This is a genomic window from Oleiphilus sp. HI0043 (genome assembly GCF_001634935.1).
Genome location: NZ_LWEY01001755.1, coordinates 54,814 through 69,740 on the forward strand (window position 1 = coordinate 54,814; position 14,927 = coordinate 69,740).

Below are 14,927 nucleotides of genomic sequence, written 5' to 3' on the forward strand. Positions count from 1 at the left end.
GTTCTTAAGAGTTGGTTGCGAGCGTTAGGAATTCACTACGTGTTGCCTGAGACTGTCTGAAAGCGCCCAGCATAACGGAAGTGTTCATGACTGAATTTTGTTTTTCAACGCCGCGCATCATCATACACATATGTTTTGACTCAATGATGACAGCCACACCTTTTGCGCCAGTCACTTGCTGGATTGTTTCAGCCACTTGACGAGTGAGGTTTTCCTGAATCTGGAAGCGTCGCGCATACATGTCGACAATACGAGCAAATTTAGACAGACCCAAAACCTTGCCGTTTGGCAAATAAGCGATATGGCACTTGCCAATAAAAGGCAGTAGGTGGTGTTCGCAAAGAGAGTATAGCTCTATGTCTTTTACAATAACCATTTGGTCATTGTCAGACTCGAACACCGCGTTATTTACTATATCATCAAGGCTTTGTTGATATCCCTGAGTGAGAAATTGCATAGCCTTGGCTGCACGAGTCGGTGTATCTAATAAGCCTTCGCGAGAGCTGTCTTCACCAAGACTTTCAATAATGGCTTTATAATTTTGTGATAAGGCGTCAAGCATAAGAAATACCGAAGATGTGGGAAATGCCGGATTTTACATGCTTGGAATAGCTGGGGAAAGCCTTTTCCCACTTGGTCAACCTAATTTGCAGATAGCGTTTAGCAGAAAGTAAGAGACAATTAGTACCGATCAATTGCGAATCGAATATTATCTGCTTCCGCTTTAAGAACTTGGTACATAAATGTATTGGTGCCAGCCTTTGCTTTTTCAGCTTGCAGGCACTTGTTTTGGTAGAGTTTCTCTAAGGTGGCGAGATCGCATTGCATTGTGGGGCAAGTACTTTGGCTCATTTTACTACCTCCATTCAGGTTACCCTGAATTATCAGACCTGAGCTTGATTGTTTGGTAAATAATAGTTAAGCATTTACTCTGCCAAGTATTTTGAACATGTCTGAGAGGGAAAATAAAGTAAATAAAAACAAAAGGATAACATGGGAAAAAAATTTAATTTTGAAAGCGGCCAACTTGAATATAAAACTAAAGCTGGCCGCTTGTAAAGAAAGCTGACGAAAGTCTGTCGTTTATAGCGACCTAGCGCTGTAAGTCATTTAGTTGATCGATCAGTGCCTGGAATTGCTCATCGAGACTGCCAGAGCTAGCGTTGATTGATGCGCCTTCAATCGCACCTTGCAGTGCGTTCTTAATTTGTTCTGTTTGATCAGCTTGAGTGCTTAGGCTGGAAGTAAGGGTGTTAACTACGTCAGCACTATTGCTAGCAACTTCTTCCAAACCACCTAGATTACTCATGGTTTCATTAGCAATTGTTACGCTGCTACTCACGACTTCAGCAACTTCTTGCTGCTTCGAGATAACCGAGTTCGATATTTCGGTGATCTTGGTGATCTCACCCTGGATTTCTTCTGCTGACTCATTTGAGGTGTTTGCAAGCTGTCGTACTTCATCGGCAACAACCGCAAAGCCTCGACCGTGTTCGCCAGCTCGCGCTGCTTCGATCGCAGCGTTGAGTGCTAGCAAGTTAGTTTGGTCGGCAATGGCTTTGATCGACTCAAGTAATTTACTAATCGTTTTATTACTTTCATCCAAGCTTTCCAGCAAAGATGTAAATTCAGAGATGTATCGAGATGAGGTTTCCAGGTTATCTGCAAGCTGTCTCATGTCGGCGCTACATTGTTTGGATGTATCAGATGCCTGGTTGGTCGCGTCACTGGCTTGTTGTGCAGAAGAGTGTATCGCCAGACCTTCGCCTACGAGAGACTCCATGCCTTGGCAACTGCCTTCAATACCGCTTGCAAAGTCTGAGCCGCCTTGTAGCTTCTCGTTAACGCTAGCTGCGAGCTCTTGAATCTGGGAGGCAGGGTCTTGACTAAAAAACTGATCAAGCAGTGCCGCTTTTTGCTCTAATGACTGTAGCTCGACTTTGTCGATCGCAACTTCATTTACTTTCAATGCATTCTTATTTAATCCAAACATAACCTTACCTGAATATACTTGTTGCGTTATCTGAAGATGCCTTTTTATTCAAAAGTATCGGCATTCCAAAAATTATTGTTTGTTACTTATCTGGTCGAGTTAGTTACCTGCTCATTGTTTTATTAGAGCTGGTAATCACTGGTTTCATCAAACATAGTTTTAACGGGTGTTAAAACCTAAAGTTTCGGCACTGGGATAAATGACGTTTTGCTTGTTCTTGCCATGTTCATCAGTGCAACCATATCAATGCTATTATCGGCATTGAATGAAAAAACCTGAGCCAGTTTCGTGCTTACGTTTTATTTATTTTAGCTACTAATTCTTAAATTGCTTGGGAATTGGTAAAAAAGTTAAGGAATAAGCTTAATTGATCACCGAGTTAGTTGACTGAGCCAACTTTCCCAGTCGTCATTATCGGAATAGCTTGAAAGCTCATAGTGGAATTTAGCTGGTTCATCTTGTTTGGCAAGGTAGCTAAACTTGTAAGCTTCACAAGCCTGTATTAAGTCTTTGCCTAAGTTATGGGCATTATCAAGATCTGTATTAGGTAAAAGAATTAGAAAGCGTTTGTTGGTGTAGTTACAGATTACGTCAGTTTGGCGTATCCGGCTTTGGCAAATCTGCGATACTTCCACTAGCCACTGTTCGTGATCGCGATACTTTTTAATCATACATTCGCTGCTAAGGCTTAAGCAGGTGACCTGATCCTTATAGCGTCGTTGAAGTTCGGTGGCAGATTTTAGTTTGTGTTTGAAATAAGGAATACTTGTGCAACCGGTTAAAGGGTCAGTTCTAGTGGCGAGTTTTAGATCTTTCTCTAGCTTGGTAAGGTAAGTAAGTAATACCGAGAATAAGCTAAGAAATAATGCAAACGATAAAGCCTGAAAGAAAAATGAGCTACTGTTGTTTTCAGGTGTTAGTGGGAAGCTGAGGCATAGCGCACTCAATGACAAAATCGAGCCAAACTTTACCCCAATTAAAATAAGCGTTGCTGCTGCCAAAGGGAACAGCCAATATAAAACTAATGAGAATTCACTAAGGCTATGGCTGACTAGCGTTATATCAATGCAGACCCACAGTGCGGTGCAGGCTATCAAGAGTTGTTTTTTTCTTGAGGGCGATGAAAGATGAGCAGTGAAGAAAGCCTTTGTAAAGCAAGGCGCGCAGATGAAAAATAGGACACTCTGTGCTATTTGGTCGTTAAGAAACAAGCTAATAGCAAAGAACACACAGAAAAATAGCAGCCCGGAGAGTGCAGCATTATTTAGGTGCTCTTTTGCTTTAGTCATAGGTTCTCGTAGGCTAATGATTCGAGGTATTCAATATTTGGAATTACAGCTTCTTCACCATCCAGTGTGATCATTGCTGAGTCAGCTTTTCCTGGCTTACGGTCAGACTGTTGAGATATCTCATTCCCTACTTTTACAAGTCGGGGGATACCTTGCGTCACAATAGCAAAAAAAGGTAAGTCTTTTTGGTGTTTACCAATAGTATTGACTACCGCAATTCTGGAGTTGGGTGTGACCTTGGCTGCTGAGAGCCCATTGGCGATTTCATACGATAATAAAGGAATATTGATTCCACGCCAGGATACAAGACCTAGAAAGTAATCTGGCTTAGTATCGCGGTTTTCAGGCGCTTGATAGCCTACTACTTCAGCGACGCTAACGTTAGGTAATAAGAGCTGGGTATTACTAACCGGTAGATATAGGCTAGAGATAACACTTTGAGCATCCGACACAATTAAACTCCTTTGTTTGTTTCTAAATTGCTAGCACTGGCGTCAGGTGCACTGTAGCAGCCAACTTTATTAATTAATGCTCGAGCCAGGTCTTTTGGAGATGCGGTGTATGCACTGCATTCAAGATCAATCACAGATTGCGGCATCGAGCCATTCGCACACCCATCTGGTGCTTGAGTCCATACTGAGCAGCCTTGCTTATGCATCGTAGGTGCCATCAACGAGCCGTCATTCCCCATGCCGCTAAATACGATCACATGGCAACGTTTTCCATAATGCGCAAACAGATTTCTTAATAAATGGTCAATTGATGGACCATAGGGTCCTTCCCATTCATTGTCTCTAATTGAGACACCATTAGATGAAAAGCAGACTTCATTGTCGACAGGAACGACGAGAACTTCGCCATCTTTAACTAAACAGCAGTCGGTTATAGGCTTTAGGTCGAGCATTGAATGACGGCCTAAGACGCGTGTTAGTACGCCCGAGAAGTGGGCATCGACATGCTGAGCATAAAGAAAGCCGGCTCTGATCGTAGATGGAATTTCATCCAGGAACTCTTTCACCGCTGCAGGACCACCGAGTGAGGCTGCTAGAACCCAAACGTCTTTAGATGGCGGATGAGACAGTCTGGGTGCCTTTTCGATGTCTGAAGGCTGGCTGAAAACGGGCTTAGACTGAGCTTTATCTATTGCGACGTGATTGGTGGCCTGGGAGTCTAGAGCGAGTATAGAGTCTTCTGATTCTAGAATATCAATGCAACCAAGATGCTCTTCTAGTTTACTGACTAGTCGTCGTTCCCACGAAATATATTGCTCATCGTGTTTTCCTGGGGCTTTATCCAAACCAAAGAGCACAGGAATATTGTCTGCTTGGTCAATGATGTCATCTAACGCTACCGACTCAAAAGTATCTTCTTGCAAAGCTAAAATCCAGCATTGGATCTGATCGAGTTTTTCACTTTGTTGCTGTGCAAGCATATCGGGCTCACAACTGATAACAGGGTTTAAGCCAAAAGCGTTGAGTGCTTTGCTCAGAACGTGCCTTTGTAAGGCACAATCCGATATGACACCGATCTTAGGTCTCGCTTCCGGCACATTCATTTAGCCAATGAACCGCTCAATATTTTCCAGTAAATCATGTTCCTGGAAAGGCTTACCAAGATATTCATTCACACCGATAGAAAGTGCCCGTTCTTTGTGCTTTTGGCCGGTTCGGGAGGTAATCATGATGATTGGCACATCTTTCAAGCGTTCGTCATGCCGTACCAGTGTTGCAACCTCAAAACCGTCCATACGTGGCATTTCGATATCGAGAAGCATTACATCAGGTTTATGATCTTGTAGTGTTGCTATAGCGTCAACACCATCCTTCGCGGTAATAACTTCGTAGCCATTTCGTTCAAGCAAGCGCGTGGTAACCTTCCTAACAGTAACCGAGTCATCGACCACCATGACAGTCTTCGTTTGCTTCTCTTTAATAATGTTATCTTCATTAGAACTTAGAGAATCGAGTATGCCTGCCATGTCGTCTCGAATGAGCGCAGGAAGGTCAAGAATCACGACAACGCTACCGTCACCGAGAATAGTTGCTCCAGAAGCTCCATGAACATTGGCAAATTGAGGCCCAAGACTTTTTACAACGATCTCACGGCTGCCCATCAAGCTATCAACCTGTAGCGCCATAGGCTTGTCACTTCCTCTAACCAGAATGACGGGTAGCGGTAGTGGTTGCCCCTGCAATTTAGGGTGATGACTGCTGTGTAGTAGTTTACCTAGGTACTGTAGCTGATACTCGCGACCAGCGTATTCATACATTGGTGCATCAGGTTTATAGTATTCTTCCAGCTCATAAGGGCTGACTCGAACAATACCTTCAATAGTATTCAGAGGAATGGCGTAGAAGTCTTCACCAATGTTTACCATCAGCGCTCGGTTAACGGATACCGTAAAGGGTAGACGAATAGCAAACTCGGTACCGTGACCAAACTCAGAATTGATTTCAATGCTGCCGCCCATTTGCTTGATTTCACTGGCTACAACGTCCATGCCGACACCTCGACCGGAAATCTGCGTCACTTTTTCTGCCGTACTGAAACCCTGGTGCATGATAAATTGCATAATTTCATGGCGGCTAGGTTTCGTGTTTTTGGGTACAAGCCCTTGTTTTATCGCTTTATCTAGAACAACTTTGTCGTTAATTCCAGCGCCATCGTCCTTCATCTTCAAGACAATATTTCCGCCTTCACGCATTAGAGAGAGTGTGATTGTGCCACTCTCTGGTTTGCCAGCTTTTTTACGCTCGTTAACAGTTTCAATACCATGATCGAGGGCGTTACGTAACATGTGTTCAAGCGGAGCGACCATTCTTTCCAATACGGAACGATCCATTTCACCTTCGGTATTCAGTGCATCAAAATCGACTTGCTTACCTAGCTCGCCACCAATTTGGCGAACGATACGGCGTAGTCTTGGAACAATTGATGAAAACGGTATCATCCGTGTTTTCATCAAGCCTTCTTGCAGTTCTGAGTTAATACGGGATTGCTGTAATAATAAAGTCTCGGCATCTCGTGAACGGTCAGACAAGGTATCTCGAAGGTCCTGAAGGTCTGATGTTGACTCCGTTAAGGCTCGCGAAAGCTGCTGAATCGAAGAGTATCTGTCCATTTCAAGCGGATCGAAGTCTTCATAGTCGGGAGCTTTCAGACCTTCTTTTTCGGCTCTGAACAGTACTTGAGCTTCGGTTTCCATATCCATACGACGAAGCTGTTCACGTAGACGTTCAATGGTTGCCGACATTTCTTCCAGCGTGAAGCCAAAGTCACTAATTTGTTGTTCCAAGCGACCGCGCGAGATACTGGTCTCACCTGCAAGGTTAACCAGGGAGTCGAGTAGGCTGGCAGAAACACGGATCGTTTCTTGAGGTGCCACTTTTTGGACTGCTTGAATATTCTCGGCTGGTGTTTGCTTGTCAGAGGTTTTGGTTTTCTTCGCAGGTGCTTGTCTTGCTGCTTTGACGGTTTCTTCAGCAGCGATAGATTTACTTGGCGTGGCTGCTTTGCTTGGTTCAGCTTTAGGTGTTTCGCTAGTGTTAGAAGGTGTTGCATGTTCTTCAGTTAGTGCGTCACCTGAAGCTAGAGCTTCTAGTTCATCGACAAGTTTCAGGAGTTCATCCTGGCTCTTAAGTACAGAATCCTTAAGGGCTCCTTCAAATGCTTCCTTATTTGATTGAGCTTTGAGCAAACGAGATTCCAAGTCATGACTCTCATCAGCTAATTTAGCCAAATTTGAAAGTCTGGCTCCACCCTTCAAGGTATGAAGTATGCGTTGAATTTCTAAATTTGGCGTTTCTTCTTTTGGTGACTTAGACCACTCGGAAATTTGTTCTTCTAGCGCTTCGATTAGCTCGCGCGCTTCTTCGACAAATAGCTCCAACACTTCTAGGTCGACATCGTCGCCTAATGCTTGTGCTAGCGTAGATGTTGCGATAGGTGCTGCGGTTTCGGAAGGACTGGATACTTCGCTTTTAAGTCCCGCTTTATTCACTTCAGCAATTAATTCAGGCGCAGGCTTTAATTCTTCTCCGTGAATCAAGCATTCAAGCATTTCGGTGAATTCTTGGTATGCTTTAGTGATTGCATGGTACAAGCCTTCAGGGTCATTTAGTTGACCGTCTATCATCTGCTCTAAACGAGTGTTGACGGCTTCAGCTAAGTCGCCGATCGGGTCAACGTCAGCAAGTCTCGCTCCCCCTTTCAGGGTATGCATTTCCCTTTGTAACTCAACAATACCTTCGATGAAGTCTTCATCCTCGCGCCAGTGCTCCAAATACTCGGCAGCAGCAGAAAGAATATCCTTGCTTTCGTCTATAAATAAGGGAAGTAGGTCTGCTTCAAGATCATCTTCATCTATGGTTGTAGGCGCACTGACTTCAATGCTTTCAGGCTCTTCAACCGGTGTTTCAACAGGGCTTTTGATTTCAAGTTCTTCTGGCTCAGAAGTCTCTACTGGTGAGCCAGTGGTGACTTGCTTGATCTTATTGAGAAGTTCATCTGCGCCATTGATAGCTGAACCTTGTTGAACCGCTTCAACCATATTAGCTAAGGCATCATGACAGCTTAAGCAAAGAGCCGTCATGTCTTGTGTCGCATCAAGCTGCTTATTAACAATAGACTCGAATAAGGTTTCCAGTTCGTGTGCAAGATCACCAATAGGGTTGATTTCGGCCATTCGAGCACCGCCTTTAAGGGTGTGCAATTCACGCTGTAGCTCGCCAACAACCTCGATATTAAAGACGTCGGATTCCCATTGGTGCAATAGTTCGCCAGAACTGTCGATTATTTCTTGGGCTTCTTCTAAAAATATCTCGGCTAATTCCGGATCCAAGTCTAATAAGACCTGGCTAGGACTTGTCGTTTGTGATTCAGAGGGCTGTTCATTTTCTGGAGCGATATCTTCTTCAACAAGTGGGGTGTTAACACGCAAATCATCAACAATTGAAGTGATATTCGTGACCAGCTCATCTTGAGGCTGGCAAGGTTGCAAAGCCTGGATAGACTTAAGCATTGCTTCTAGAGCCTGCGAAGACTCTTCAAGTAGCGATAACATCAGGCTGGAGGCATCAGCTTTGTAATCGATTAGTTTTTCAAATAGTTTCTCAAGGATATCACTTAAATCGCCAACCGCTTCGAAGCCTGCCAAACGTGCACCACCTTTGAGTGTATGCATGTCTCGTTGTAATTGCAGGATAACGTGTTCATTACCTGGTTGTTGTTTAAGTTTGTCTAGTGCAGGGTTGATTCCATTGACTAGCTCATTAGCTTCCTCGAGGAATATTTCAGCCAAATCGGCATCCATAATGGCTTCATCGTCGAGTTCAACGCTTGCTTCTTCCTCCACTTCATCTGTGGTAGCGGAGTAGGTAGGTAATACGTCATCCAACTCTTTCTCTAGCTGGTCGAGCTTCTCGTTTAAGCTATCTTCTTGAGTTGATACACTTTGACTTTCTACCGGACTATCTTCAATAACATGGCTATGGTCAGCAATATGTTCGCGTAATTCCGCAAGCAGCTTGTTATCAAGGTTTAGAGTTAAACCCGCTGCTAGTTGATCCATCATATCGATCAATGCTTCGTGACCACGTTTGATATCATTAACAAAAACCGGGCTAGGTCTATCATTTTCGATATCAATACTGCCGTAGCAGCTTTCCAGGCATTCACAGAGTTCTGCAATGTTTTCAAGCCCGGCAACCTTGGCGCCTCGGTGGAGTGTTTTTACTTCGCCGTAAAGTTTAGTTAGCTCGTTAACGGATACAGGGCTGTGTTCCCATTGGTTAAGAATACTTTCAGCATCCAGCAATATATCCAGACCTTCGGTGAGGAAGATATTGATAATCTGCGGATCTTGTGAGGCTTCTTCAAGCGACTGGAGTTCATCACTTTGTGCGCTAAATACTTTGGACTGGAGTGATTTAAGGCCAGAGAGAAACTCATCCGTACCTGAAAGTTGCCCATCGGGATTGTTATCAAGTTGTGAGATGCCTTGTTGAATAAAATGCATAGCATCCGATAACATCGAGGCTATATCTTGATCAGCCTGAATGTTATTAGCACGTGCTTCCTTGATAAATTGTTCAACGGGTACTGCGATCTCCGCAATCGGTCTTATATTAGCTGTGTTTGCACTGCCTTTGAGTGTATGAAGCGCTCTAGATAAATCATCATCAATATCGATACTGTCATTCGCTGCACGATCAACAAATTCTAGGACAGTTGCGACATGAGAAGTGGCCTCGTTTCTGAATATATCGAGTAGCGTATCGTCGATTCCAACTGTACCTTGTTCTGCGCTCGGAGCCTCTGTCGCACCACTTGCTGCGGATGTTTCTTGCGAGGATCGTTGTAAGCTACCTAGAGGCTTAACAAAATCACCGGCAACCAAGGCTGCAGCGTGATTCTCAACGCGCTTTAGATCAAAGTCTGGGCGTTGTCTTTTTTCAAAGCACTCAATTAGTTTGGGAATATTATCGACGACTAATTGGATAAGCTCGGCAATGCTTTCATTCATCATTACCGAACCATCAATAATGCGGTTCAGAAGATTTTCGATTGCCCAAGCGGCTTCGCCAATGATGTTGGCGTTAACCATTCGTCCGCTGCCTTTCAGGGTATGGAAGGCTCGACGAAGCTCGGTTAGTGAATCCTGGTCGTCATGAGCAGCCAGATAGGTTGGCAAGTGAGTATCGATTGCTTCTAGTACTTCGCCGGCCTCTTCGATAAAAATCTCGAGGATTTCATCATCGATTAGATCGTCTTCATCATCGTCCCAGGAATCCTGGATGTCCTCTTCTTGCTCTGCTTCAGCAGCAGCTTCATTGTTTGTTTCCGGGCTTGACTCAGTTTCTGGTTCAAGGCTGTCAGAAGGTAGTGCTGGTTCTGACGCTGACTGAGTCTCTGTAGCTTCGGACCCAGTTTGCTCTTCTGCTGAAGACTTCGATGTTGCAGGGGACATTGTTTTATGGACAACACGAGTTTCGTTGCCCGACAACATATCAGCGCGGCTTATTAGATGCTCGTACTGTGTTGATTCACGCTGCTGGGAAAAATCTTCGGTTAGTTCAGGAAGCTTTTCAATAACTGAATCGAGGAGGTCGAAGACTTCCATTTCTAGGCTCATTGCAGCATCGAGATGTTTATTTAGTAAGTTCTCTATCGGCCATGCAATTTCAGCAATGACTTTTGCGCCAACCAGGCGGCCACTGCCTTTGAGCGTATGGAAGGCTCTGCGGAGGTTTTGCAGAGCGGCTTGATCTTCAGGTGTTGCTCGAAGCTGTGCCATAGCCACCTGGATCTCGTCCATGACTTCGGCAACTTCTTCCATAAATATTTCTAGAATATCTTCGTCAATGAGTCCTTCATCACTTTCTTTCTCAATCGAATCGGGTGATTCCGAAGCCACATCAGAGATATGGTGTTGAGATAGGACAGGGCTAGACTCTTCTGTGGTTTCGTGAGTCGGAAAGCCAAGTTTAGAGACGCTCTCTTCGGCAACCTTAAGTATACCGTCATTGTCTTGAGCCCCTTCTGAGAGGCGCTCCATATAATACTCAATACTGGTAATCGCATCGGCGAGACGATCCAGTTGTTGCCAGTCAGGAATATGCTTATCGCTTAATAAGGAGTCACGAATATAGGTGCTGCAAGACTCAAGAAGCTTTGCCGCCTGTGTAAGCGGGATGATTTGTAAGCCACCGCGAATACTGTCTAAGAGGTCTGGGACATCCTCTATCTCGGCGTGATCCCACTGAGATGCTATAAAGTTGACGATGCTGTTTTTTGCTTGTTCCAAGCCATTTCGTGATTCATAGATAACGGCATTATGCGCACTTTCGAAGTGTTCAGCGGGTACAACAAATTCGTTTTGCTCTTCTTCACTCTGTTCTCTCGCATCGCTGAGTGAGCTCAGATTAGCTTCGACATATAGCAGGGCACCTGCCATATCCATTAATACTTGGTCGCTAGCTGGTTCACTGCTTTCAGCGATTTCTTCTATGCGGCTAATTTGCTCTAGCACCAGCTTGCGGGCTACACCTAAGCCCAGAACAGCCATGGTATTAGCAATTTGAGTTAATTGAGGTACTAGCTCAAGCAGCTGAGTATTGTCTTTATCGTCATCGCGAACGTATAGATCTAGCTGTTCTTTGACGTGGCTGAGTTCTTCACTTAAGACCTCAACAACTGAGCTCATTGTTTCAGCGCCTGGACGATGCAGTTTCTCACGCTCGGCATCAACTTCTTGTTCGCTTGGTAAGGCTTGAGCCAAGCTAAAGGACGCTTTTAGCTCTTGGATGCGCTGACTGTCAATTGCACTTTTTGCAACGTAATACAGTAAATTCTTTAGTAAGTCCGTCGGTAAAGGCTTCGCTAGAATGGTCTGCGGTTCATCGATCATCAGTTTTATTTGGTGATCGAGCTCACGCAAGAGTTGCTTTGTTGCAGAGCTGATACCTTCTTCATCGCCTCGAATAGCATCGAGGAAACCAACGGCTACCCACCAGATTTTTCCAATGGGTGTTCCCTGGCAAAATTTCTCGAGACGAGATACGACTTTATAAAGGTAGGAAAAGTTTTCAGCAAGATCCTGATTTCTAATGACGCCAGCAAGAGAGAACTGAAACATCTGTCGAAGTTTACGCAAGTTGGCAATAACTTGTTCGTCCTGCATACGCTGATTGTGCGCAATGTCGGGTGTTATCGCCGCCGCAGATAAGTCAGGCGTAAATAAGGAGGTGTCAGATAATAAAGGCTGGCCCTGCAGAGCACGAAGATCATTTAATATTGGAAGCAGTACCACAGGCAAGTCACGCTGCCCTTTTTGTATATGCTCCAGATAGTTCTCAAGTTGCAGCAAAGAGTCCATTAAGACTTCTAGAGCTTCCTGTAGACTGGCGACCTTGTCTTCAATCAATGCCTGGCATAGTTTCTCCATTTCTTCGGCGAGTAAAGCAGCGCCGTAGAACTCTACCATTTGAAGCGTACCGTGAACTTGATGAATATAATTCAAGCAGAAGGTAATTTGAGGCGTGTCTTCTTTGTTCTCGACATAAGCCTCCAACGCTATTTGAGCTTGGGACAATGTTTGTTTAATTTCGCCTTTAACCCAGTCTAAGGCTATGTAGTCATGGTTATTACCCATAACTTCTCCAATCTATAAATGCGTTGTTTTTGTGTGTTAATTTCGACGAATAAACGCCAAAGTCTGATTGTTTTGAACTCGCTCAACATGTGGATTTTGCCAATCGACAGCTTCGCCTTGTCCAATTACGAGCAGCCCTTTAGGGGCCAGCCTTTCTACCAGACTATTCAGAATGTTGTGTTTTAATTCCTTGCGGAAGTAAATCAGAACATTCTGGCAATATATCGTATCCATGTTTCTCAGAGGGCTTTTATCAACATCAATCATATTCGCCATCGAGAAACAGACTTTTTGTTTGAGCTCACTACCGACTCGATATATATCGGGGCTGAGTTGCTCAAAATACTGGTCAACCAATCTGCGATCTAGGTCCACCAGCTTACGAACGTTATATATACCTTCTCTAGCTTTACTAAGTACCGGAAGGCTTATATCTGTTGCAGTAACACCAAAGTTACTTAACGCTCTTTTTTCTTTCAGAAGCATTTGTTGGCAAAGCATCGCCAAGGTATATGGTTCTTCTCCGGAGCTGCAACCTACACTCCATATGTTTATCGCTTCGTTTCGAGATTTTCTGCGAATTTGATCAGTTAGATATTCGCAAAATAACTCCATCGACTCAGGATTTCGGTAAAAACGTGTCTCCTGAACCATCACTCTATCGAGCAAAGTGTTCCACTCGACGATGCCGCTTGGCTTGGCACATACTTTTGCGTAGTAGTCGTCAAAGCTAGCGCATGCAATCTCTCTCATTCGAATGATTAGATTCGATTGGAGAAGCGACCGGTGATAGTACGAGATGTACATCCCAGTTCGATCTTCAAGTAATGCTTGCCACTGATGAAACTGAGCATCAGTTAGCACAGGAAAAGGCGTTGATTCCCAGTTCATTCGTGACTCATTACCCGGATACTCGCATGCTTGTGCTACGTCAGGATTCAGTAGGGCTTCCATTGCGACTACCTACAGCCAATCAGCTCGCTTTATTACACGATACCTTCATCGTTGCCCTCAGAATACTCTGAGTCACCTTCGTCGGCAGGAAGCTTAAAGCCTGACACCGATGCTCGAAGCTGACTAGCCATTTCAGCAAGGTTACCGATAGATTTCGCTGTTGCCGTCGTACCTGATGAAGTTTGAGAGGTAATCTCTTGAATAACGTTCATCGTGTTAGAAATGTGACCCGCCGACAATGACTGTTGACGTGACGCGTTAGAGATATTCTGGATCAAGTCTGCAAGACTCATCGAAACTGTTTCGATTTCTTCTAGGGCAACACCCGCATCTTGTGCAAGTCGAGCTCCTCGTACCACTTCTGCCGTGGTGTGTTCCATCGAGATTACCGCTTCGTTGGTATCTGTCTGAGTGGTTTTAACCAGTGCTTCAATCTGCTTGGTTGCAGCAGAAGAACGTTCCGCCAGTCTCTGTACTTCGTCGGCAACAACCGCGAAGCCTCGACCTGCATCCCCAGCCATCGATGCCTGAATCGCAGCGTTCAAAGATAGAATGTTGGTCTGGTCGGCAATGTCGTTGATCAAGGATACGATATCCCCGATTTCCTGAGATGATTCACCCAAGCGTTTGATACGTTTTGATGTTTCTTGAATCTGCTCACGAATAGTGTCCATGCCGTGGATGGTATTTTGTACCACTTCAGCACCTTTCTTCGCGATGGTTACCGATCTTTCCGCAACCGAAGTAGACTCTGCAGCGTTAGATGATACTTGGTCGATAGACACCGCCATTTCGTTAACCGCGGCAGAAGCACCCGCAATTTCTTGCGCCTGATGCTCTGAAGATTCAGCCAGCTGCATCGCTGTGCCCTGTGTTTCCTGGGCTGATGAAGCAACCTGTAAGGCGGTATCACGAATAGCTTTTACCAAGCCACGCATTTGGTCGATCGCGAAGTTAATCGAGTCAGCAATTGCACCCGTGAAATCCTCGGTTACTGTTGCTTCTGTTGTCAGGTCACCATCAGCAAGGTCGGCAAGTTCATCAAGTAAACGTAAGATTGCGTTTTGGTTCTGTTCGTTCTGTTCTTCCGTCATTTGCAGACGATTTTGAGATTCGCGGTATAAGTACCAGCCAGCATAAACAATCAACATGATGATTAGCGCTAGAATGATATAAGCCGTATTCGGGTTAAAGAAGCGGTCATCAGCCTGGTTTTGGAACTGGTTCGATAGAGTAGATGTATCTTTTTTCAGTGCGATAGAATTTTCGAAGATAGAGTTAGCAGCGTTACGTACTTTGAATAGTTCGGGAGAGGTTTCAAGTATCGCTTTAACGTTACTGTCGACAAACTCAAAGAGCTCGGCGATCGCTTCAAGGCCGTAGATAGCATCTTCGTCAGTTACCTGAGAAATCTGCATAGCCTCATTGCCTTCAAACATGGAGTTCATTACACGTCCGAATAGTGTCGCATCTTCACCGAAGCGGTTGGCTGCAATAGCGGCATCTTCATCACCCGTAAGGATGTTGTTAACACTACGTA

At 44.7% G+C, this 14,927-nt stretch carries 9 protein-coding genes; all 9 read right to left on the minus strand.

Features of this window, described 5'->3' with window-relative positions; all coding sequences use genetic code 11:
* Positions 1-4: 4 nt before the first annotated feature.
* Entirely contained in the window at positions 5-562 is a 558-nt protein-coding gene (gene folE, locus A3729_RS27055) for a GTP cyclohydrolase I FolE (protein WP_068508709.1), read from the minus strand.
* Positions 563-681: 119 nt separating this feature from the next.
* Complete coding sequence (locus tag A3729_RS31915; protein ID WP_156490561.1) at positions 682-852, minus strand: hypothetical protein; 171 nt, start codon at positions 850-852, stop codon at positions 682-684.
* A gap of 241 nt (positions 853-1,093) precedes the next feature.
* Entirely contained in the window at positions 1,094-1,993 is a 900-nt protein-coding gene (locus A3729_RS27060; protein WP_082870379.1) for a methyl-accepting chemotaxis protein, read from the minus strand.
* 371 nt (positions 1,994-2,364) lie between these two features.
* On the minus strand, positions 2,365-3,282 hold the full coding sequence (locus tag A3729_RS27065) for a diguanylate cyclase domain-containing protein (RefSeq protein WP_068508707.1): 918 nt from the start codon (positions 3,280-3,282) through the stop codon (positions 2,365-2,367).
* On the minus strand, positions 3,279-3,734 hold the full coding sequence (locus A3729_RS27070) for a chemotaxis protein CheW (RefSeq protein WP_068507350.1): 456 nt from the start codon (positions 3,732-3,734) through the stop codon (positions 3,279-3,281). The genes A3729_RS27065 and A3729_RS27070 overlap by 4 nt, the downstream gene beginning before the upstream one ends.
* Positions 3,735-3,736: 2 nt before the next feature.
* The gene (locus tag A3729_RS27075; RefSeq protein ID WP_197476144.1) at positions 3,737-4,831 is read right to left on the minus strand and encodes a chemotaxis protein CheB; all 1,095 of its coding nucleotides are present in this window, start codon (positions 4,829-4,831) and stop codon (positions 3,737-3,739) included.
* A 6-nt stretch (positions 4,832-4,837) separates the two neighbouring features.
* On the minus strand, positions 4,838-12,433 hold the full coding sequence (locus A3729_RS27080; RefSeq protein WP_068634470.1) for an Hpt domain-containing protein: 7,596 nt from the start codon (positions 12,431-12,433) through the stop codon (positions 4,838-4,840).
* Between the two features lie 36 nt (positions 12,434-12,469).
* Entirely contained in the window at positions 12,470-13,387 is a 918-nt protein-coding gene (locus tag A3729_RS27085; protein WP_082865245.1) for a protein-glutamate O-methyltransferase CheR, read from the minus strand.
* 32 nt (positions 13,388-13,419) lie between these two features.
* The coding region (locus tag A3729_RS27090) for a methyl-accepting chemotaxis protein (RefSeq protein ID WP_068634471.1) at positions 13,420-14,927 on the minus strand (1,508 nt) is incomplete at its 5' end.